Here is a 20,758-nt window from a genome sequence, read left to right on the forward strand (position 1 = left end):
AAAATCAGTGGCTGAGCGGCGCGGGATTGGCGTCGGGCGTTCTACGCACGTCGTCCAGGATCCGGCCGTCTTCGATGTGGATGACGCGGTCGGCATAGGCCTCAAGCCGCGGGTCGTGGGTCACGCAGATCACCGCCGCGCCGCGGACGGAGGCCGCCTCGCGCAGCAGTCGGATGACAACCTGGCCGTTCTCGCCGTCGAGGGCCGAGGTCGGCTCGTCGGCGAAGATCAGGTTTGGGTTCTTGGCGAGCGCGCGGGCGATGGCCACGCGCTGCTTTTCACCGCCCGACAGCTCCGACGGGCGCTGGTTGACGCGCGGACCAAGGCCCACCGACTCCAGCGCGGCCTGGGCGCGACGCGCCTGCTCGCCAGGGCTGGCGCCCTGGTACTTCAGCGCCGTCATCACCTGCTGCTTGGCCGTGAGGGCCGGGAACAGGTTGAAGCCCTGGAAGATGAAGCCGCAGTGGTCCAGGCGGAACTTGTCGATCTTCCCGCTGGACAGGGCCCATAGGTCCTTGGCCTCAAGGGCCGAAACCTTGCCTTCGTCCGGCTTCAACAAACCCGATAGCGCCGCCACCAGGGTCGACTTGCCCGAGCCCGACGGACCCATGACCATGGTCACGTCGCCGTGCTTGGCGTCGAAATCGATGCCCTTGAGCACTTCGATATACGAGCGGCCGGTCTTGAAGCGCTTGACTAAGCCCTTGGCTTGCAGGGCGGTTTCGCCGCGCTTGTGCGCGTTGTCACGGGTCATCGCAGCAGGTCCGCGGGTTGGCTGTTCTTGAGGACGCCGAGCGACAGGAAGCCCGACAGCATGGCGATGGCGACGAGGAAGCCGGCGACGATAGCGATGAGGGCCGGCGGGAAGTACATCGGCACCCCGCCCATGGCCGCCAGCAACGAGACGCCCCACGTCAGCAGGCCCGCAGCGAGAACGCCGACGATGCCGACCCAGAAGCTGAGCTCCATGACGATGTTGCGCAGGTCGCCCATCGACACGCCCAGGGCGCGCAAGCTGGCGAATTCCTTGATGTTGGCCATGATCGCGCCGCGCAGGGTCTGCCAGGTGATGGCCACGCCGATCAGCAGGCCCAGGAACGCCGAGAAGCCCAGCATGATGCCGATGATCTGGTCGTCGAGCATGGCGCTGGAATTGGCGTCGGCCAGCTCCTGACGCGTCCAGGCGCGGAACTTGCCGTCGGCCTTCTTGTTGAGCTGGGCTGCGACGATCTCGGCGCGGGACGGGTCGCTGATTTCGACCATCAGCGGGCCGACGCGCTGGCCCACATCGGCCTCGCCCAGCATCCGCAGCGTGTCGCGCGACATGACGAGCGTGGGCTGGATGATGTTGGGATAACCCGTTGTCACCACAGCGATATTGATGGTCTTGCCGTTGTAGAGCGCCTTGTCGCCCTTCTTGACGCCCAGGCGCTTGAGGGCGGTCTGGTCCACGGCGACCGCAAAGGGGCGGCGCAAGGCCTCGACCATTTCAGGCGTATAGTCGGTGGGCACGGTCACGTAGCCCGGGATGGCGTCGATGACGGTCACGTTGACGAACTCGGTCTTGCGACCGCCGCCCTGGGGCGGCGCCTTGCCGCCCTTGGCCGCCGCCTTGGTGCGCGCCTCGATCTTGGCCTGCTCCTCGGGAGACAGAATGTTCTGGAAGCGACCGCCAGAGCCGTCGAGCGGCGCGACCTGTGTCACTTCAGGGTGGCTGTAGACGAGGGGGATCATCCGGCGCGGCAGGCCCGAAGGACCGCCGAACAGCGCCTTGGCGCCCGGGCCCAGCACCATGATGTCGGCGCGCGCGCGATCGATCTGGGCGGTGAAACCCTTGCCGATACCGACGAACATGCCGACCTGCGCCAGCACCAGAAGGCCTGAAAAGGCCAGGGCGACGACAGCCGCCATGTAACGACGCCACTCGTATAGAAGTGTGGCCAAGGCCAACGACATTTGCGGACTCGTGCTCCCCCAATCGACGGTTGCAGCAATGAACGTCGATCGCCGAGCGGCCAAGTTAAATCGGGGTAAGGCGCGTTTCAGGGCTGAAATCGTCCGCGGCGACGGCGTCTTAGCGCGGACGGCGCTTGTCGCCAGGCGATGCGCGCCCCCTTCGGTAAGCGGCTTATGACTTAGGCGCCTTGCGGGCTGGTTAACCATTCCTTACGCAAGGCGCTTGCGTGCGACGCCGCAGTTGGTGTCAATCTCGCCCCTTGGTCGGCGTCGCGGGGGCGTCGCCTCATTGTAAGGTCTTCGTCTTGATGTTCCGTCCCGAGAACGTTCAGGCCCTGGCGGGTCTGGCGCTCACCCTGGGCCTCTGCTGGCTCGTTTCCGAGAATCGCAAGCGGTTCCCCTGGGGCCTGGCCATCGGCGCCGTCGTCATCCAGGTGATGCTGGTGCTGGTGCTGTTCGGCTTGCCGCAGGCCCAGCAGATGCTGCGCGGCGTCAATGGCGCCGTCGAGGGCCTCGGCGCCTCGACCCAGGCCGGCACGGCCTTTGTGTTCGGCTTCCTGGCCGGCGGCGACCAGCCCTATACGGTCAGCAATCCGGGCGCGGGCTTCATCTTCGCCTTCCGCGTCATGCCCGTGATCCTCGTGGTCTGCGCCCTGTCGGCGCTGCTGTGGCACTGGAAGATCCTCGAGTGGCTGGCCCAGGGCTTCGGCTTCGTGTTCCAGAAGACGCTGGGCCTGCGCGGCCCGCCGGCCCTGGCCACCGCCGCGACGATCTTCATGGGACAGGTCGAAGGCCCGATCTTCATTCGCGCCTATCTCGACAAGCTGTCGCGCTCGGAACTCTTCATGCTGATCGCGGTCGGCATGGCCTGCGTCTCGGGTTCGACCATGGTCGCCTACGCCACCATCCTGGCCGACGTGCTGCCCAACGCGGCCGCCCACGTGCTGACGGCCTCGATCATCTCGGCCCCGGCCGGCGTGCTGCTGGCCCGCATCATCGTGCCGTCCGACCCGATGGAGAAGGGCGCCGATCTCGACCTCGCGGCCGAGGACAAGACCTATGGCAGCTCGATCGACGCGGTCATGAAGGGCACAACCGACGGCCTGCAGATCGCCCTCAACGTGGGCGCCACCCTGATCGTCTTCGTGGCCCTGGCCACCATGGTCGACAAGATCCTGGGCGCCTTTCCTCCGGTGGGCGGCGAGCCGCTGAGCATCGCGCGCGGCCTGGGCGTGATCTTCGCCCCGCTCGCCTGGTCGATGGGCATCCCCTGGAAGGAAGCGGGCACGGCCGGCGGCCTCCTGGGCGTGAAGCTGATCCTGACCGAGTTCACCGCCTTCATCCAACTGTCCAAGGTGGGCGAGAGCTTGCTGGACGAGCGTACCCGCATGATCATGACCTATGCGCTGTGCGGCTTCGCCAACATCGGCTCGGTCGGCATGAACGTGGCCGGCTTCTCGGTCCTGGTGCCCCAGCGCCGACAGGAAGTGCTGGGCCTCGTTTGGAAGGCGATGATGGCCGGCTTCCTGGCTACCTGCCTGACCGCCTCGCTGGTCGGCCTGATGCCGCGGAGCCTGTTTGGGCTGTAAGCCGCTTTCCTTCCGTAGCGAAAGCCAAGCATCCTCCCGGTCAAAAGCCGGGAGGATTTCTTTTGAAACTCTACGATTGCCTGCGAGCGCCCAATCCCCGTCGCGTGCGGTGGTTCATGGCCGAGAAGGGAATCGACGATGTCGAGATCGTCACCCTGTCGATCATGGGCGGAGAGCACAGGTCGCCGGAGTATCGCGGCAAGGCCGGTCTAGCGCATGTGCCGGCGCTGGAGCTGGATGATGGGACGGTGATCACTGAGTCGGTCGCCATCTGCCGCTATCTGGAAAGCGTCTATCCAGAACCGAACATGTTCGGGCGTGATCCGAAGGAGGCCGCGATCATCGAGATGTGGCTGCGGCGCACCGAGATGATGGTCGCCACGCCGATGATGCAGGGCGTGCGGCACAGCCATCCCGGCATGGCGGCGCTGGAGGTGCAGGTCCCCGAGGTGGCCGCCTACAATCTCGAGAGCGTCCGAAAGAGCCTGAAGGTGCTCGATGATCGACTGGCCGAGAGCCCGTTCATCGCCGCCGACCGCATCACCATCGTCGATGTGGTGGCGGTCACGAGTCTGGATTTCGGCCGCATGATCAAGTGGCGGCCGGATCCGGCTCTGGTCCACGTCAACCGCTGGCTGGACGCCATGCTGGCCCGGCCCGCCGCAGCGGCGGGCATGACGGCCTAGATCGAATGAGTGGAGCCCTCCTCGCCCTTCGACAGGCTCAGGGTGAGGACGAACTTTGACGCGGTGTCAGCAGAAAACCTCATCCTGAGCTTGTCGAAAGACGAGGTTTTCGGTTCTTCAACGGCTTCGCAGCTTCTTGATCACGCCCGAGAAGTTCAGCATCGGGCTTGAGCCCGTCGAGATCAGGCCCCGCACGAACAGCAGCGAGCCGCCGGCGCGGACCACTTCGCCGGTGGCGGTGACCAGGTCGCCGGGGCGGGCGGGGCCGACGAACTCGCCGTTCAGGCTGACGGTGACGGCGTGGGCGCCGGCAAGGTCGCGCCAGGCGATCGCGAACAGGCAGAAGTCGGCGAAGGTCATCATGCAGCCGCCGTGCATGAAGCCGCCGCCGTTCATGTGCTTGGGCTCGGCGCGGAAGGCGCAGGTGACGCGGCCGGTTTCATCCTCGCGGAAATAGAAGGGGCCGGACTGGTCCTCGAACGGGTCCATGCCCTGCCACGTGCGCCAGCCGGCCCATTCGCCGGTCTCGACCAGTCGCGAGCTGCTGGAATTCTCGGCCCCGCCGTCCATGTCGTCCCCTCCGAAACTTATCGAGGTTCAGTTAGAGCGGTCGCCCATCGGGCGCAAGCCGCGCCTCGCGTTTGAGCGCGATCCGTGGCATGGCGAAGCGCATGACGACCCCGATCCAAGACACCATCCTCTCCCAGCTGGCGGCGCTGCCCGCCGGCAAGTCGATCGACCCGATGAACGTCGCCAAGGCGATCCAGCCCGAGCGCTGGCAGCAGCAGCTGGGCCACGTGCGCACCAACGCCATCGAACTGGCCCGCGAGGGCAAGGTCGTGATCCTGCGCCACAACAAGCCGACCAATCCCGAGAAGTTCCGGGGCGTCTATCGCATCCGCCTGCGCCTCGAAGGTGATCCGACCAGCTTCGAGGAGACGGCCGGCGACGAAGACTAGTCTCGACGCCGAGTTCGTCTTGAAAAGAAACTGAGTCCGTGGCCTATGGTCTCCCAAACTAGGGAGACCATCGATGCTCATCTACGGCTCGTCGCTTTCGCCGTTCGTTCGCAAGACCATGGTGTTCGCCACCGAAAAGGGGCTGGCGTACGATAACAAGGTGGTCCGGCTGGGCCAGCCCGACACTGAGTTCGACGCCTGCAGCCCGTTCGGCAAGATTCCGGGCTTCCAGGATGGCGACTTCAAGATCTCCGACTCCTCGGCGATCATCACCTATCTGGACGCGGCCCATCCCGAGCCGAACCTGATCCCGACCGAGCCGAAGGCCCGCGCCTGGACGGTCTGGTACGAGGAGTATGCGGACTCGATCTTCGTCGGCGCGGCGGGACCAATCTTTTTCAACCGGGTGGTGGGGCCGCGCTTCATGGGCGTCGAGCCTGACCTTGCGGCGATCGAAAAGGGGACCAACGTCGCCATGCCGCCGGTGCTCGACTATCTGGAGCGCACGATCCCGGCGAGCGGCTTCCTGGTCGAGGACCGTTTCACCCTGGCTGACATCGCCGTGGCCAGCCCCTTCGTGAACCTGGAACACGCTGGGTTCGACTTCGCCAAATGGCCGAAGGCGAAAGCCTATGCCGACGCCATCTTGGCCCGTCCGTCGTTTGCGGACATCATCAAGCGCGAGCGCCGGATGCTCGGCGCCTAAGGCACTGCTTGGGGCGGCGGACGGGATCGCCTAAATCCCGTCCATGGCTCTCGACGCGCTTCTTGAGGAAATCTCCGCCTGCCGGGCGTGTGCGCCATACCTGCCGCACACGCCGCGGCCGGTCACACGCGTCAGCACGGCGACGCGGCTGCTGATCGCCGGACAGGCGCCGGGGCGGCTCGTCCATGAAACCGGTCTTCCGTTCAACGATCCCTCGGGCGTCCGCCTGCGCCAGTGGATGGGGATCGACCGCGAGACCTTCTATGGCCGCTCCGAGATCGGTGTGGCGGCCATGGCCTTCTGCTTTCCGGGCACAAACCCCAAGGGCGGCGACTATCCTCCGCCGCCGCGCTGCGCGGCGCTGTGGCGATCGCAGCTGCTGGCGGCGCTGCCGAATGTCGAGCTGACCCTGCTGGTGGGCAGCTACGCCCAGGACTGGGCGCTGGATGGTCGAACCGGCAAGACCATGACCGAGACGGTCGCCCGCTGGCGTGAGTTCGGGCCCAACGTGCTTCCGCTGCCGCATCCATCCTGGCGCAACACCGCTTGGCTGAAGCGCAATCCCTGGTTCGAGGCGGAGGTGACGCCCTTCCTTCGCGAGCGTGTCGCGAACATTCTGGGGCGATGAACCGCCGCGCCCTGATCCTGACCGCTTCGGCCGCCGCGCTGTCGGCTTGCGCGCCGCTGCGCCAGAGACCGGAGCTGGCGGCGCTAGGTTTTCGCGGGCCGCGCCTGACGGACCAGGCCTTCGTCAGCTTTGACGGAGCCCAGTTGGGTCTGATGCGCTGGCTGCCGGCGAGCGAGCCCGACTGGGTGATTGTCGGCCTGCACGGCATGAACGACTACGCCAACGCCTATCACCTTGCCGCCGCCTGGTGGGCGGGGAGGGGGATCGCGACCTATGCGCTGGACGTGCGCGGGTTCGGACGTTCGCCCGAGCGTGGCGTCTGGGCTCCAGCCGACCTGGTGATCGAGGATGTCCGCCTGCTCGTCGAAGCCGTCCGTGAGCGACATCCGAACGCCAAGATCGCCCTGGCTGGGATCAGCATGGGCGGCGCGCTGGCGATCAGCGCCATGTCGACGCAGAGCCCGCCGCGCGTCGACAAGGTCCTGCTGTTCGCGCCGGCGGTCTGGGGCTGGTCGAACCAGCCGTTGCCGAACAAACTGAGCCTCTGGATCACCGCCCATACGAAGGGCGACTGGGTGGTCAAGCCGCCCGAATGGCTGGTCCGCAATGTCATGCCCTCCGACAATTTGGACGAGTTGCGTCGGATGGGGCGCGACCCGCTGATGATCTGGGGCGCGCGCTCTGACACCCTGTACGGCCTCGTCGGGCTGATGGAGCGGGCTTGGCGATCGCCCGATGCGATCGCGACCCGCGTTGCCTGGTTCTACGGGGCCAATGACCACATCATTCCCCGCGAGCCGACGGTCGAGGCTGTGAGCCGTTTGAGGCCGGGCGCGCGAACCGCGTACTACCCTAAGGGCTATCACCTCCTCCTGGTCGATCAGCAGGCCGAAGCCGTCTGGGCGGACGCCGTGGCGTTCCTGCGCGATGCGCCCGGGGCTTGGCCGCCCTCCGGTGTTCCGGCCATCCCCTCAAGCCTTGCAGCGATGACAGCGTTGGACCCGCCCAAGCCGGCCAAGCGCAAGGTGTCGCAAGGTCAGCCTTCGGGCTTGTGAGCCGGAGAAACCCAGCGTACACCGCCCGCCAACTTCATCCTGGCTGAGGCGAGACCGGCAGCATGACCTTGTTCGATTCCCCCGATTTCGAGGGACACGAAGGCGTACACGCTTTCTTCGACGAAAAAACTGGTCTGAAGTCGATCATCGCGGTCCACTCGACCGCGCGCGGCCCGGCTGCGGGCGGCTGCCGGATGTGGGACTATTCCAGCGCCGGGGCGGCCCTGACCGACGCCCTGCGGCTGTCGCGCGGCATGTCCTACAAGAACGCCATGGCCGATCTGGACTTCGGCGGCGGCAAGGCCGTGATCATCGGCGACAGCCGCAGCCAGAAGACGCCCGAGCTGTTCGAGGCGTTCGGTCGCGCGGTCGACAGCCTGGGTGGAAAGTACTGGACGGCCGAGGACGTCGGCGTCTCGCCGTCCGACCTGGAAAGCACGCGCAAGACCACCCGCTTCGTTGCGGGCCTGGAAGGTCACGCGGCGGCCTCGGGCGATCCGTCGCCGGTGACCGCCGAGGGCGTATTCCGGGGCGTACGCCTCTGCGTCGAACGCGCTCTGAACCGCGACCTGAAGGGCGTCCGCGTCGCCATCCAGGGTGTGGGCCACGTCGGGGCCTATCTGGCCGAGAAGCTGCACGCGGCCGGCGCGGAACTGATCATCGCCGATGTGAACCAAGTGGCCCTGTCCGAGGTCGCCGCCAAGACCGGCGCGACGATCGTGCCGACTGATGCGATCTTCGACGTCGAGGCCGATGTCTTCGCCCCTTGCGCCCTGGGCGGCGCAATATCGAACGCGACCCTGCCGCGCCTGAAGGTCAAGATCATCGCCGGCGGCGCCAACAACCAGCTGGCCGACGCCATGATCGGCCAGACCGTGTTCGATCGCGGTATTCTCTATGCGCCGGACTACGTCATCAATGGCGGCGGCATCATCAATGTGGCGGCCGAAATCCGAGCCCTGGAAGCCGGCGGCGCCTTCGATGGCGGCTGGGTGGCGGCCAAGCTGGATCGCCTGGCGCAGACCCTGGCCGAAGTGATCGATCAGTCGATCGCCGAGAAGCGTCCGGCCAACCTGGTGGCCGACGAGATCGCCCGCGCGCGCATCGCAGCGGCGCGCGGCTGAGTTACCGGGCCCTTTTTGTCCGATCTGATCGTCGTTGGTCAGATCGGATGGGCTCTAAATCAGATACTTAGAGCGTGAGAATAGCCGAAACCGGTTCCCACTTTCGGCCTCACGCTCTAGCGGCCGTGGATCGAGACCGTGACGCCGACGACCGTGTCCTTGTTGGAATAGTCGATCGAGTTCAGCTTGCGCCGCGTCGCCGATAGCGACACCTGATTGTTGTTCTTGCGATAGCCGATGCCGACCTGGCGGCTGCCGAACCGCGCCAGCTTGTCTTCGCTGAAGCCCGCGTTACGCCAGCCATTGAGGGCGTCGCGCACCATGTTCAGGCTGTAGGCCTTGCCGGAACTGGCGGCGAACAGCATCCAGCGCCCGCGACGCAGATCCTCTGCTGACGTCCCGGCCTTTGACACGATGTTCGAGGCGCTCAGAGTCAGCCGCTTCACCGCGCTGGACTGCATGCCCAGCGGCGTGAACGGCAGTGGGGCCCCGCCGACCTCGACCTTGATGGGCTTGGGATAGGGGCGGTAGGTCTTGACGTGGGTCAGGGCCAGAACAGGCCGTGGATGCGACGCGACGCTCTCGGTGAGAACCCGGGCCGCGGGACGAGCGGGCGGCGGCGTCGCCTGGGCATAGACCTTGCCCGGGGCGGGCGTTGGCGCGGCCTTGGCGGGGGCTGCGCCGGCGAGGCCCGTCTCAGACAGTCCGCCAGCCAGCGCCACGGTCGCGGCGGCCACTGGCGCGGTTCCTTCGGCGGCAGTCGCTGCGACGCGCTCGCCGCCGTAACGCGCCGTCGTGATGGGCGCGTCGGGATCATCAACGACGGCCCCGGCCTTGGGGCCACCGGCCAGCGTCAGGGTCTGATTGAATTCTTCAGGAACATGAGTCGACCACGCCGTCGCGGTCCCTACGACCGCGAGACCTGTCGCCACCAGCGCACATCCGAGCGCGACATGTCGCATGCTCGTCAGCTCTCCCCCAATCCCTGACGGGAAGGTTAAGGGCGTCTTAGGGCGCTGTACAGGCGCCTAGCGTGTCAGTTGAAAGCCTGCGCTGACGTGACGCGCCCGAATTGGGCGCCTCAATGACCGGGGCGTGGCTTGAAGCTGCGTTTTTCCTGCAATCGCACGCATTCTTGCGCCGGCTTCCCGCCATGCTGCGGCTTTGGCGCGGTCTTGGGTAGGCAGAGGCCCTTGTTCGGGTCTTGATTCTGAAAGCCGCTGGTCATGGCTTCTTCTCCCGTACGCTTACTCACTAACACATTTCGGGGGCGAATTCTTCCGCCAACCGTACTTCCACAGAGACGTGAAGGCGGGATTCGCCCGGGTCTCCGATGATCGCCCCCGAGACAGGAAGGCTCTCGGCCGGGGTCCGCGTCGCCGCGACGCGGATGAGGTCGGGGGACTCCGCGATCCCGTTCGTCGGATCAAACTCCAGCCAGCCAAGATCGGGCAGAAAGACTTCGCACCAGGCGTGCGTGGCCCCGGCCCCTCGGATCTGGGCGCCGGGACAATGGATATAGCCGGTCGCAAAGAGCGCCGCGTAGCCCAGGCGACGCAGGCCTTCGATCATCAGCCAGGCGAAGTCCCGGCAAGCGCCGCTCCGCTTCTGGAGCGTCTCAACGGGGCTTTGAACGCCTTCCGCCTCGCGGACGGCGTAGTCGAACTCCCGATGGATCAACTGGTTCATGCGCAGCAGAAAGGCCAGGGCGGTCTCATCGCGATCCGCCTGCAGGCTGCGAAGCCAGCGCAGCAGCACGCCATCGGGGTCGTCGGTCACCGGCGCGATAAACGGCTCCAGCGTGATGCGATCTTCGCGCGAATAGACAATCGGGGTCAGCGTGTCGGTGTTGGCGAGGCGCTGGGGCGCCAGCGGTGCGGGGTAGCGATCAATGACCAGTTCGCTGGCCACCCGCATGCTGTCTGAGCGCTGTGACGGCTGAAACAGGCAGACGCAGTTGCCGTTCGCATCATAGCTCCAACGCGTCGCGCCAGGCGGGTAGAGGACAAGCGAGGCTTCAACGATGCGCAGCGCATGGCTGTCGCGTGGCCGGATGATCAGCCGTTGCGGACCGAAATCGACCGGTCGCTCATAGGCGTACCGGGTCTCGTGAAGGATACGCAGTCGTCCCATGCGGGGCGACAACGTCCCGGCGCGCAGGACCGTTCCTGTCCAATGGTGTTCAGGCGCGGAAGCCCGCCTCGGCGAAGGCCAGCATGCGGTTCAGCAGCGCGGTCACGTCCGCCTCGCTGGTCTGGCCTTCGGACAGCACGTTCAGTCGGTCGAACTCGGCGAACCGGTTATTGTGCAGCATGCCCAGGGTGAAGTGCAGTCGCCAGTAGACCTCTTCCGGTGACAGGTCCGGGCGGGCGCGCAGCAGGGCGTCCGAGAAGCGGCGCAGATGCGAGACGTCGGTCTTCAGCACCTGCCGGATCTCGTCGGTGCCCTCGCTGCGGGCGCGGATCAGGAACTGCAGCGAGATGCGGCGCTCATGGTCGGGCGCCAGCCAGCGCAGGGGCGGGGTCAGCAGGGCCGCCAGGATTTCGCGCAGGGGCGGCGCGCCGGCGTTCCGGTCGTTGGCCTCATGCAACATCTTGGCGCGCTCGCGATTGAGCTCGGCCGTTCGCCGCTTGAAGATGTCGAACAGCAACGCGTCCTTGGAGCCGAAGTGATAGTTCACCGAGGCAAGGTTCACGCCGGCGGCGGCCGTGATGTCGCGCACCGAAACGTTCTGGAAGCCGTGCAGCGCGAACAGCCGTTCAGCGGCGACGAACACCAGGTTCTTGGTGGCGGCTTCGGTTTCGCCCGCGTCGACTTCGTGCGAAGCGGCGGCGTCGGTCGTCGGACTCACTACAGATTCCCCTTTACCCGCAGGGAAGTCTTACGGGCGTTCGAATTTGGCGCAAGCGTCAAGATCGTCCCTGTAGCGCGTAACGGCGTTCGCGTTTAGGCTTTTTCCGTAGACCTCGTGGGAGCGACCCGATGATCGGCATGCTGACGGCTGTTCTGCTGCTGACCGGGCACGCTGGCGCGCCGACGTCTTCGGCGCAGGATGATCCGGCCAAGGTGGACTCGGTCACGATCACCGCGACCGACAGAAAGCCGTCGCCCCTGCCGCCCTGGTCGCGGAAGATCGAAGGAATCGGCTGGCCGTTCCTGGGCGTCGGCGAGGACCGGTCCGTGTTGATGTTCGCCAAGACGGGCAAGGCGCCCTCCGGCGCGGACTATCAGCGGGTCTGGGTCCGGCACGAGTTCCGACTGCCGCAGACCGACGCCGGGCTGACGTTCCGCTCCGAACGGCTGGCCAAGGACGTGGATTGCAAGGCCCGCGCGTTCCGCAGCCTGGCGGTCTATCGCTATCCGGAAAACAACCTCGGCGGCGAACCGGTGGCCTTCAAGTTCGACGAGACCGGCTGGGCCAAGCCCGAGGCGGGCGCCTTCGACGAGACGGTGGTCGAAGCCGCCTGCATGCAGCCGGACAGCGGCGGTTAGCGCCGTCGATCCGGCTGGCCGTTCAGCGAGAGGTTCCAGAGATAGACCTGGCGCGCCCGCGATCCGGCGGGCAGGCGGTTGAGCTGCTCGATCTGGTTCTTCTCGAGGCGGAACGGATGATAGCCGCGGCCGCGCAGGCAGGTCTCGAGCGCCGGCTTGAGCTGCCGCGCGACCTCTCGCCAAGTCTTGTTCATGTGCAACTGCGCCCGCGCGGCGTAATCGACCAGCGCCGATACATCCATGTTCGGTTGGTTCAGGTTCGGTTGCGTCGGATCGAACGAGGGTTGCGCGTCCGGCTGGGCGGAGTCGGTCATGTAGGTCAGATCGACGGTCGGGATCGACACCGGCGCCTTTGTTTCCGCCTCGTAGGCGCACTCCACGGCGTCGGTCCGGTACTGGAGGAACGAGGTCCCCGGCTTGCCCCAGCTGTCCTTGGCGGCGGCGTTTGCGGCGGGCGCGGTCAGGGCCGCCATCAGGGCTGCGACTAGGATCTTAGGGCGAAGCATGGGCGCGTTCCGACGTTGCTCGCCTGTGATAGCGGTAACGAGGTTCGCCGAGAAGGGTTCAGCGCGTCACCGGCGCAAGGCGGGCAGGGACCCGCGTCGACCGCCGACGGGCCGATCTCAACAACGGGCGGGCAACGGCCGCCGCCAGGATCAGCGGCGACAGCAGCAACGCCAGCGCCTTCCGAGGCGCGCTGTCGGCGCGCTTGAGGAAGTAGCGCACGAGGCCCTTCCCCTTGTGCCATTCGATGATCAGCGGGCTCTCGCGGCTGGTCGAGCCGACATGGACCACACGGGCGTGCGGCTGGAACAGCACGCATCCGCCCTGGCGGCGGGCGCGCCAGCAAAGATCGATGTCCTCGACGTGCAGGAAGTAGCCCTCGTCGAAACCGCCGAGGCGCTGGAAGTCGCCGGCGGTCATGTAGAAGCACGCGCCCGAGATCGTAGGGGTGTCCACCGGGTAGGGCGGGGGGGGATCGCCCTCCCGGTGGATCTCGAAGCGGCGCAGCGGGGGCAGGGTGGCGCTAAGCTTCGAGAGACTGAGCAGGGTGGTCACGGGCGTGATTTCGCCGCGTCGGCCGCCCCGCTGTTCGGTGCCGTCGGTGTTGAACACGCGCGCCCCCACCACGCAGGGCGAGGGGCGGTCGCGCGCGGCGTCGCGGAGGGCGGGGATCGCGCCGGGCGTGAGGAAGGCGTCCGGGTTCAGGAACACCAGTTCTTCGCCCTTGGCCGAGGTCGCGCCGAGGTTGGCCGCGCGCGCAAAGCCGATATTGCCCAGGCCTTGCAGCAGACGCACGCGGGGCTCGCGGCGGGCGAGCGCTCGCAGCCACGCCGCGTCGGCCACGGATGAGCCGTTGTCGACAATGACCAGCTCCTCCGCGAGGGGCTCGGCCAGGGCGTGTCGGACACTTTCCATCAAGACGGGGCCGGTCATGTAGACGACCATCACGACCGAGAGACGGGGCCGAACCGCCAAGGCGGCCGCCCGGGAGTGCGCTGGATCGATGGTCAGGTACATGGCGACGCTTCGTTCAAAATAGTTGCGTTAAAACTGTATTCGGGGTGAGAGTCCGTTGCAAGGCCTGTTAAGGCGCGACGCAACGGGTTGTTGCGTTTTTATGCAATGTGTAACAACTAGGGAGCGCCCACAGTCGGGCGTGTGAGCGGCGTTGCGATGTCACGAACGGCGATGAATCCCGCCAAGGCGGCCTTGACCAAGAGCTTGCGACGCGAGGCCGGCCGCTGGCTGAAGACCGCACGCGAAGCCGCTGGCCTGACCCAGGCCGAGTTGGCGGAAAAAACCGGACTTCGCTACTACACCTTCGTCTCTCAGGTGGAGAATGGGCTGGGGCGTGTGCCGATCGAGGCGCAGGCCGTCTGGGCGCAGAGCCTGGGCCTGGACCCGACCCAATTCGCACGAACCCTGCTGCGCTACTACGAGCCTGAGCTCTATCGCCTGCTGTTCGACGGCGCCGTCGAGGAGAGCGAACCTGCAGAACCGGTCGAGCCTTTTGTCGCTGACCGGGCGGCGCAGGCCTGACGAGCGACGCCATGGGTGAGGTCCTAGCCTTCAGTCCCCGGCCGCCGGCCACCGACTGGTCCGCCAACGAGCGGGGCCTGCTGTTGCTGCTCACCCAGCAATTGACCGCCAGCTATGGCGAGGTCGATGGCGTGTTCGGCCAGACCGACTCCGGGGATCCCTGGTATGTCGTGACCGACGCCAACCAGGACGTGCTGGTCCATATCGCGCGGATCGACGGCCAGTTCGTCGTGCACGATGCGGCGGTCGACATGTTCCACCAGGTCGGCAGCCTGTGGGGCGCGCTGCGTCAGGTGCTGGCCGCCGGCGCGCCGCAGGAGCAGACCGGCGTCGTGGTGGCGTTCAACCCCGCCAGCCGCGAGGCCCAGTCGTTCCTGTCGCTGGTGGTCGCCTTCGGCCTCTACCTGGAGATCCGCGGCGTCGAGTTTGGCGGCGCGGGCCGTCTGGACTTCGACAGCGCGCCACGCACCGGTGACCTGTCGATGCAGGCGCTGGCCTCCAAGCTGATCGCCGCGCTCAACCTGGACGCGGGCAAGAGCGAGGTCGAAGCGGTGGTCGCCGCCGCCGCCGCGCGCGAGTCCGCCCCGCAGCCCGTGTTCAAAGCGGTTCAGGGGCAGGCCATCGCCATCCAGGCCGCCAACGCCGAGGCGTCCAGCCTGGGGAGCTTCAAGCCGCCGAGCGCGCTCGCCGCGCAGGCCGCCGCCGAACATCCCCGATCCGCGCAACCTGCCGCCGCGACCGAGTCGGGCGAGACCAAGGGAGGCGCGGAGCTGTCTGGAAACGGCTTTGCGACCAGCAAGGCGGTCCTGCAGGGCACGGCCGGTGATGATGTTCTGAGCGGCTCTCAAGGCGGCGACGTCATCCGCGCGGGCGATGGCGACGACTATGTCGACGGCCACGGCGCAGGCGCGGGCCAGGTGGATCGCCTCGAGGGCGGGGATGGAAACGACCAGATCGTCATGGGCGCGCGCGTCGTCGCCAGCGGCGGGGTCGGGGCCGACACCTTCCTGGTCTCCGCCCAGCCGCCGGCGGACAAGGCAGAGGGGCTGCTGGGCGTCGTGCTCGATTTCTCCGCGGCGCGCGGCGATCATCTGGAGGTTCAGGGCCAGGGGCAGATGACTGTCGTCAGCGCCGCCTGGGTGGCCGATGTGCTGGCGGCTCAGGGCGAGGCGCTCGGGGAGCCTAACGTCGCCGTCACTGCCGAGGTCGCCCAGCCGGTCGCGGGCGCCCGGGTGGGCTTCGACATCAATGGCGATGGCCGGGAAGACGTCTTCATCCTGCTGGGCGGCGCGACCCCCGCCAGCTTCCATCTCGGCATGACGATCGCCAACGACCATGCCGCCGCGCCGCTGGAGAAGGTCTCGCTGGTGGGTCAGCCGAGCCCCGATCTGGGCCCCGTCGGCGAGCCTGCGCCGCGCGGCTGATCCGTTCAGCGCTCTATGAGCGTCTGACTTCACGAATTGTCACCGCAATGTGAACCGAAATGGAGGCGAAGATCCCGCGCGCCGCTGGGGTCGAGTTTTCGCAATAGTTGTTTCTCCTCCGTATGCCACTTATGGCGATATAAACATCCATGGAGGCGGACAATGCCTAACTGGTTCCAGGTGACGGCGACGGGCCTGAATCTGCGCTCGCAGCCGGTTGTAAAACCCTCGACGCGTCTCGCCACGCTGAACCAGGGGCAGCTTGTTCGGCAGATTGGCGACTCGAGCGTCCCCGGATGGATCGAAGTCGAGGTCCAACTCGGCGCAACGCTCTTCCGTGGCTTTGTGAGCGCGCAGCACCTCGCTACAGCCCAGGCGCCTTCCGCTCCGCCGCCTGCGCCGGCAGCGGTGGTCCCCCCCGCTGTCCATTTGACCCCGCCCCGAGGCGTGCGAGCGACGAAGACCGCAATGGCCTCGGCCCTAGCCCCCGTCGCCGGCATGCCGGCTGTGCGCAGACCCGCTGACAGCGCGGCCCAGAAAATCGCAGCCCTGCACGCCGCCATCGCCTGGCTGGACAGCCCGACCGGCGGCCGCTGGGCTCCTGGCGCGGGCAAGACCTACTGCAACATCTAGGCCTATGATTACGCCAACCTAGCTGGAGTCTACCTGCCGCGCGTCTGGTGGATGGACAAGGCGCTCATGGCCATCGCCAAGGGGGAGACCCCCTCCGCAATCTATGGCGAGACCTTGCGAGAGATGAACGCCAACGGCCTGTTCGACTGGTTGGCCCATTGGAGCGACGATTATGGCTGGCGGCGGCTGACCACGCCGGACGAGGCCCAGGCGGCGGCCAACCTCGGCGAGGCGGTGATTATCTGCGCCAAGCGCAAGGATTTGACGCAGTCAGGCCACATCACCGCCGTGGCGCCTGAGCCGGGCGCGCCTGGCGGGCTCAGCGCCGTGCGCAAAGGCGGCAAAGTGACGAAGCCTCTGATCAGCCAGGCTGGCGCGACAAACTTTCAGTATCGGGCTGGCAACTTCTACCTTGGAAACCAGTTCCAGGCGTTCGGGTTCTGGGCGCACGTCTGATCGTCGCCGCGTCAGGTCAAGCGCGGCCTTGTCGGGCGATCGCGGCGGCTTGGTTCTGCGTCGCACACCGCTGACACCCGGAACTACGGAGATTCAGGGGCAGGGAGCTCCGGTGACAGCCACTGAGTGCCGGCCGGCTTCCGTCCGCGCCCTTATCCCCGCACCAGTTCCCGCATCGCCTTGTCCAGCCCCTCGATGGTCAGCGGGAACATCCGGTCGCCCATGATCTGGCGCATCACGCCGATTGACTGGGTGTAGTCCCAGTGGCGCTCGGGGGTCGGGTTCAGCCAGATGCAGCTCTGATAGATATCGGTGACCCGCTGCATCCAGATCGCGCCGGGCTCTTCGTTCCAGTGCTCGACGCTGCCGCCCGGATAGGTGATCTCGTAGGGGCTCATCGTCGCGTCGCCGACGAAGATCACCTTGTAGTCGGCCGGGAACTTGTGGAGCACGTCGAAGGTCGGGATCTTCTCGGTCTGGCGACGGCGGTTGTCCTTCCAGACGGCCTCATAGAGGCAGTTGTGGAAGTAGTAGAACTCCATGTTCTTGAACTCGGTCTTTGCCGCGCTGAACAGCTCCTCGCAGAGCTTGATGTGGCTGTCCATCGAGCCGCCGATGTCGAAGAACAGCAGCACCTTGATGGCGTTGCGGCGCTCAGGGCGTAGCTGGATGTCGAGGTAGCCCTTCTCGGCGGTGCCCTTGATGGTGCCGTTCAGGTCCAGTTCCTCGGCCGCGCCGGTGCGGGCGAACTTGCGCAGGCGGCGCAGGGCGACCTTGATGTTGCGGGTGCCCAGTTCGACGCTGTCGTCGAGGTTCTTGTACTCGCGCTTGTCCCAGACCTTCACCGCGCGGCCATGGCGGCTCTTGTCCTGGCCGATGCGCACGCCCTCGGGATTGTAGCCGTTGTTGCCGAACGGGCTGGTGCCGCCCGAGCCGATCATCTTGTTGCCGCCCTCGTGGCGCTTCTTCTGCTCGCGCAGGCGCTCCTGCAGGGTCTCCATCAGCTTCTCGAAGCCGCCCATGGCCTCGATCTGGGCCTTCTCCTCGTCAGTGAGGAACTTCTCGGTCAGGGCCTTGAGCCATTCCTCGGGAATGTCGGCGGCCAGGCCGTCATTGACCGTCTCCAGTCCCTTGAAGACGTGGCTGAACACGCGGTCGAACTTGTCGAGGTTCTTCTCGTCCTTCACCAGGCTGGCGCGCGAGAGGAAATAGAAGTCCTCCACCGACCGGTCGATGACGTCCTTGTCCAGCGCCTCCATGAGCAGGAGGTACTCGCGGAGGCTGACCGGCACCTTGGCCTGACGGAGCTCAGAGAAGAAGCGGAGGAACATCGGCGCGACTTTCGAACGGTTGTTCGGATTGTGCTGTGTTCCGGCGGCCGACGCAATGCAATCCTCCCCCCAGCGGGGGAGGCGGGCCGAAGGGCCGGAGGGGGAAGTTTTCAGACCTTGCCTCTTCCCCCTCCGTCGTCTCTTCGAGTCGACACCTCCCCCGCTAGGGGGAGGATTTGGGGCCGCCCCTCACCCCCGTCGCAGGATGAACTCCAGATCGTTCGTCTCGCCCACGGGGAAGAAGTACTCGCCGACCTTCTCGAACCCCAGGCGGCCGTAGAGCCGCTGCGCCCCAAAGTTCTCGGACCACACCCCGATCCACAGGCGGCGCGGGCCGGCGGGCTCCAGCCAGTCGAGCGCGGTCTTCAGGAGGGCGGAGCCACGGCCGCCACCCTGGTGGCTCTTCAACACGTAGATTCGCTTCAACTCGCCGTCCTCGGGCGCAACCTCGTCGTGCGGTAAGTCGCAGGGGCCGGCCAGGGCGTAGCCGATCGCTTCGCCGTCCTCGTCCTCCATCAGCCAGGTGGCCTTGTCGGGATGGCCAAGGTCGTTGCGGGTCCGCTCCAGGCCGTAGGCGTAGGCCAGGAACGTCTCCAGGTCCTCGGGCGGATAGAGGTGAGCGAAGGTCTCGCTGAAGGTGCGCGCGCCCAGGCTGGACACCGTGTCGGCGTCGTCGATCGTGGCCCTACGGATGGTGTACGAGGCGGTGGTCGGATCAGCGTTCACGGTCTAGGAGTCTCCCATGGCTGTCGCGCTTTATACGCATTTGGACATGCTCGACCACCGGCCCGGCGATGGGCACGTCGAGCGCCCTGAACGCCTGCGGGCGGTGGTCGACGCGCTGAGCGACGATCCCAATCTGGCGCTGGATCCGTTCGACGCGCCGCTGGTCGAGGTCGAGGACCTGCTGCGGGTTCATCCCAAGACCTATGTCGACGCCGTCTTCGCCGCCGCGCCCGCGACGGGGCGGGTGGCGCTGGATCCCGACACCGTTCTGTCGGCGGGCAGTCTCGCCGCCGCGCGCCGGGCCGCTGGCGCCGGCGTTGCAGCGGTGCGGGCCGTGGCGGCAGGGGACGCCGGGCGCGCCTTCTGCGCCGTGCGCCCGCCGGGGCACCACGCCGAGCCCGGCGTGGCCATGGGCTTCTGCGTCTTCTCCAGCGTCGCCGTCGCCGCGCGGGCGGCCCAGGCGGCCGGCCTGCAGCGCGTGGCGATCGTCGACTTCGACGTGCATCACGCCAACGGCACACAGGCCGTCTTCGAGCACGATCCGACGGTGTTCGTCGCCTCGATCCACCAGTCGCCGCTCTATCCCGGCACCGGCGATCCCAGCGAGACGGGCCTGGGCAACATCGCCAACGCCACGGTGCCCGCCCATGCATCGCGCGAGACCTGGCGGGCGCGATTCGAAGGCCTGCTGGACAAGGTCGACGGCTTCGCCCCCGAACTTGTGATCATCTCCGCCGGCTTCGACGCGCACGCCCGCGATCCCCTGTCGGCGCAAAGCCTTGAGGAGGACGACTTCGCCTGGGCGACCCGCGCGATCCTCTCGGTGGCCCGCGCGCGCGCCAAGGGCCGGGTTGTGTCCTCGCTCGAGGGCGGTTACGACCTTCAGGCGCTAGGGCGTTCCGCCGCCGCGCATGTCCGCGCTCTTCAGGAGGGGTGAGAAGACGGGTTGGCCTCTTGGCCGCGCGACTTCTCCTAAACATGGCCGACGCCACCATCGCCGACCACACGTCCCCGCCCGCGCGATCGGGCGTCATCACCCTGGCGCGCCATGGCGAACCCGCCCTGTCGCGCAAGGTCCGCCTGAACGCGCCGGAATACGGCGAATGGTGGGGCCGCTACGAAGAGGGCGGCCTGAAGGCTGGACAGACGCCGCCGGCCACGCTGGTCGAGATCGCCCGCAGCGCGGACGCCATCATCGCCTCCACGCGCCGTCGCTCGATCGAGACCGCCCAGGCGGTGGTGGGCGAGCGGGCCTTCGCCACCGATCCGACCTTTATCGAGGCGCCGCTGCCGCCGCCGCCCTGGCCCCTGTGGGTTAGGATGTCGCCAAAGCGACTGGGCTTCTTCGCCCGCTTCTGGTGGTGGTTCTTCGACAATCACGGCGGCCAGGAAACACGAAAAGAGGCCGAGGCGCGCGCCGGGCAGGCTGCGGATCTCCTGATCGAACTCGCGGCGAGCGGCCAGGACGTGCTGGTCCTGGCGCACGGCTTCTTCAACTGGATGATCGCCGACGCGCTGAAGGCGCGGGGATGGGCGAAAATCGTTGATGAAGGTCACGCCTACTGGAGCATCAAGCGCTTCCGCCGCGCCTGACTGTTCAAAGCCTCTTCCCTTAACCACGCCTTGGCTCTAGGCCGTTGCCCGCACCGCCTGTCGCCACTAGGCTGACGGCTGTTCACCTGAGAGTTGAAATGACCGACGCCGCGAACACGCCCGCTGACATCTCCGCCCTCAGCTTCGAGGAAGCGCTGTCGCAGCTGGAGCGCATCGTGCAGGAGCTGGAGTCCGGTCAGGCTGCGCTCGAGCGCTCGATCGACATCTATGAGCGCGGCGCGGCCCTGAAGGCGCACTGCGAGAAAAAGCTCGAGGCTGCGCGTCTGAAGGTCGAGAAGATCGTGCTGGGGCAGGGCGGCGCGGTGGCCGCGGAACCGGCCGAGTTCAACTGATGCC

Annotated in this window: 24 protein-coding genes and 1 pseudogene; 15 read left to right on the plus strand and 10 right to left on the minus strand. The window is 66.9% G+C overall.

Annotated elements, in window-relative coordinates:
- Positions 1-4: 4 nt before the first annotated feature.
- Entirely contained in the window at positions 5-754 is a 750-nt protein-coding gene (locus J2X45_RS01250) for an ABC transporter ATP-binding protein (protein ID WP_310210198.1), read from the minus strand.
- Positions 751-1,956 carry an ABC transporter permease gene (locus J2X45_RS01255; RefSeq protein WP_310210201.1) on the minus strand — a complete coding sequence of 402 codons (1,206 nt, stop codon included), beginning with the start codon at positions 1,954-1,956 and terminating at the stop codon, positions 751-753. The genes J2X45_RS01250 and J2X45_RS01255 overlap by 4 nt, the downstream gene beginning before the upstream one ends.
- A 308-nt stretch (positions 1,957-2,264) precedes the next feature.
- On the opposite strand from J2X45_RS01255, the gene J2X45_RS01260 reads away from it, so the two are divergent.
- Positions 2,265-3,545, plus strand: coding sequence for a NupC/NupG family nucleoside CNT transporter (locus tag J2X45_RS01260; protein ID WP_310210204.1), 1,281 nt, complete (start codon positions 2,265-2,267; stop codon positions 3,543-3,545).
- A 62-nt stretch (positions 3,546-3,607) separates the two neighbouring features.
- Positions 3,608-4,231, plus strand: a complete 624-nt coding sequence (locus J2X45_RS01265) for a glutathione S-transferase (RefSeq protein ID WP_310210207.1) — start codon at positions 3,608-3,610, stop codon at positions 4,229-4,231.
- Between the two features lie 117 nt (positions 4,232-4,348).
- Here J2X45_RS01265 and J2X45_RS01270 read toward each other — a convergent pair whose 3' ends face one another.
- The gene (locus J2X45_RS01270) at positions 4,349-4,801 is read right to left on the minus strand and encodes a PaaI family thioesterase (protein ID WP_310210210.1); all 453 of its coding nucleotides are present in this window, start codon (positions 4,799-4,801) and stop codon (positions 4,349-4,351) included.
- Between the two features lie 101 nt (positions 4,802-4,902).
- On the opposite strand from J2X45_RS01270, the gene J2X45_RS01275 reads away from it, so the two are divergent.
- From J2X45_RS01275 to J2X45_RS01295, 5 genes are all read left to right on the plus strand, one after another.
- Positions 4,903-5,190 carry a DUF3253 domain-containing protein gene (locus J2X45_RS01275; protein ID WP_310210213.1) on the plus strand — a complete coding sequence of 96 codons (288 nt, stop codon included), beginning with the start codon at positions 4,903-4,905 and terminating at the stop codon, positions 5,188-5,190.
- A gap of 73 nt (positions 5,191-5,263) precedes the next feature.
- The gene (locus tag J2X45_RS01280) at positions 5,264-5,896 is read left to right on the plus strand and encodes a glutathione S-transferase family protein (RefSeq protein WP_310210216.1); all 633 of its coding nucleotides are present in this window, start codon (positions 5,264-5,266) and stop codon (positions 5,894-5,896) included.
- Positions 5,897-5,939: 43 nt separating this feature from the next.
- The gene (locus tag J2X45_RS01285) at positions 5,940-6,524 is read left to right on the plus strand and encodes a uracil-DNA glycosylase family protein (protein ID WP_310210220.1); all 585 of its coding nucleotides are present in this window, start codon (positions 5,940-5,942) and stop codon (positions 6,522-6,524) included.
- Positions 6,521-7,579, plus strand: a complete 1,059-nt coding sequence (locus J2X45_RS01290; RefSeq protein ID WP_310210223.1) for an alpha/beta hydrolase — start codon at positions 6,521-6,523, stop codon at positions 7,577-7,579. Before J2X45_RS01285 ends, J2X45_RS01290 begins: the two co-directional genes overlap by 4 nt.
- A gap of 62 nt (positions 7,580-7,641) precedes the next feature.
- Complete coding sequence (locus J2X45_RS01295; protein ID WP_310210226.1) at positions 7,642-8,703, plus strand: Glu/Leu/Phe/Val dehydrogenase; 1,062 nt, start codon at positions 7,642-7,644, stop codon at positions 8,701-8,703.
- A 116-nt stretch (positions 8,704-8,819) separates the two neighbouring features.
- Here J2X45_RS01295 and J2X45_RS01300 read toward each other — a convergent pair whose 3' ends face one another.
- The 3 genes from J2X45_RS01300 to J2X45_RS01310 form a co-directional block, all read right to left on the minus strand.
- Positions 8,820-9,665 carry a hypothetical protein gene (locus J2X45_RS01300; protein WP_310210229.1) on the minus strand — a complete coding sequence of 282 codons (846 nt, stop codon included), beginning with the start codon at positions 9,663-9,665 and terminating at the stop codon, positions 8,820-8,822.
- Positions 9,666-9,957: 292 nt separating this feature from the next.
- Entirely contained in the window at positions 9,958-10,836 is an 879-nt protein-coding gene (locus tag J2X45_RS01305) for a transglutaminase family protein (RefSeq protein WP_310210232.1), read from the minus strand.
- 49 nt (positions 10,837-10,885) lie between these two features.
- Positions 10,886-11,554 carry a TetR/AcrR family transcriptional regulator gene (locus J2X45_RS01310; RefSeq protein WP_310210235.1) on the minus strand — a complete coding sequence of 223 codons (669 nt, stop codon included), beginning with the start codon at positions 11,552-11,554 and terminating at the stop codon, positions 10,886-10,888.
- A gap of 131 nt (positions 11,555-11,685) precedes the next feature.
- Between J2X45_RS01310 and J2X45_RS01315 the strand changes: the two genes are divergently transcribed.
- Entirely contained in the window at positions 11,686-12,195 is a 510-nt protein-coding gene (locus tag J2X45_RS01315; RefSeq protein WP_310210237.1) for a surface-adhesin E family protein, read from the plus strand.
- Here the strand turns inward: J2X45_RS01315 and J2X45_RS01320 are convergent.
- Both J2X45_RS01320 and J2X45_RS01325 read right to left on the minus strand, forming a co-directional pair.
- Positions 12,192-12,644, minus strand: a pseudogene (locus J2X45_RS01320) (hypothetical protein); the annotation flags it as partial. The gene J2X45_RS01315 and the pseudogene J2X45_RS01320 overlap by 4 nt on opposite strands.
- 115 nt (positions 12,645-12,759) lie before the next feature.
- Entirely contained in the window at positions 12,760-13,716 is a 957-nt protein-coding gene (locus tag J2X45_RS01325) for a glycosyltransferase family 2 protein (protein WP_310210241.1), read from the minus strand.
- A 156-nt stretch (positions 13,717-13,872) separates the two neighbouring features.
- On the opposite strand from J2X45_RS01325, the gene J2X45_RS01330 reads away from it, so the two are divergent.
- From J2X45_RS01330 to J2X45_RS01345, 4 genes are all read left to right on the plus strand, one after another.
- Entirely contained in the window at positions 13,873-14,238 is a 366-nt protein-coding gene (locus J2X45_RS01330; protein WP_310210244.1) for a helix-turn-helix transcriptional regulator, read from the plus strand.
- Positions 14,239-14,249: 11 nt separating this feature from the next.
- Entirely contained in the window at positions 14,250-15,662 is a 1,413-nt protein-coding gene (locus J2X45_RS01335; protein WP_310210247.1) for a calcium-binding protein, read from the plus strand.
- Between the two features lie 468 nt (positions 15,663-16,130).
- Complete coding sequence (locus tag J2X45_RS01340) at positions 16,131-16,295, plus strand: hypothetical protein (protein ID WP_310210249.1); 165 nt, start codon at positions 16,131-16,133, stop codon at positions 16,293-16,295.
- Positions 16,296-16,346: 51 nt separating this feature from the next.
- Positions 16,347-16,751: a hypothetical protein gene (locus tag J2X45_RS01345; protein WP_310210253.1), complete on the plus strand. Its 405-nt coding sequence runs from the start codon at positions 16,347-16,349 to the stop codon at positions 16,749-16,751.
- A 152-nt stretch (positions 16,752-16,903) separates the two neighbouring features.
- Here the strand turns inward: J2X45_RS01345 and J2X45_RS01350 are convergent, their stop codons facing one another.
- On the minus strand, positions 16,904-18,082 hold the full coding sequence (locus J2X45_RS01350; RefSeq protein WP_310210256.1) for a VWA domain-containing protein: 1,179 nt from the start codon (positions 18,080-18,082) through the stop codon (positions 16,904-16,906).
- Positions 18,083-18,271: 189 nt separating this feature from the next.
- On the minus strand, positions 18,272-18,808 hold the full coding sequence (locus J2X45_RS01355) for a GNAT family N-acetyltransferase (protein ID WP_310210259.1): 537 nt from the start codon (positions 18,806-18,808) through the stop codon (positions 18,272-18,274).
- A gap of 16 nt (positions 18,809-18,824) precedes the next feature.
- Between J2X45_RS01355 and J2X45_RS01360 the strand changes: the two genes are divergently transcribed.
- The 3 genes from J2X45_RS01360 (at position 18,825) to J2X45_RS01370 (ending at position 20,754) form a co-directional block, all read left to right on the plus strand.
- Positions 18,825-19,745: a histone deacetylase family protein gene (locus tag J2X45_RS01360; protein WP_310210262.1), complete on the plus strand. Its 921-nt coding sequence runs from the start codon at positions 18,825-18,827 to the stop codon at positions 19,743-19,745.
- Positions 19,742-20,401, plus strand: coding sequence for a histidine phosphatase family protein (locus tag J2X45_RS01365; protein ID WP_310210265.1), 660 nt, complete (start codon positions 19,742-19,744; stop codon positions 20,399-20,401). Before J2X45_RS01360 ends, J2X45_RS01365 begins: the two co-directional genes overlap by 4 nt.
- 98 nt (positions 20,402-20,499) lie before the next feature.
- Complete coding sequence (locus tag J2X45_RS01370; RefSeq protein ID WP_062093816.1) at positions 20,500-20,754, plus strand: exodeoxyribonuclease VII small subunit; 255 nt, start codon at positions 20,500-20,502, stop codon at positions 20,752-20,754.
- Positions 20,755-20,758: the final 4 nt, after the last annotated feature.

The organism is Caulobacter sp. BE264, from assembly GCF_031457805.1.
Classification (GTDB): Bacteria; Pseudomonadota; Alphaproteobacteria; order Caulobacterales; family Caulobacteraceae; genus Caulobacter.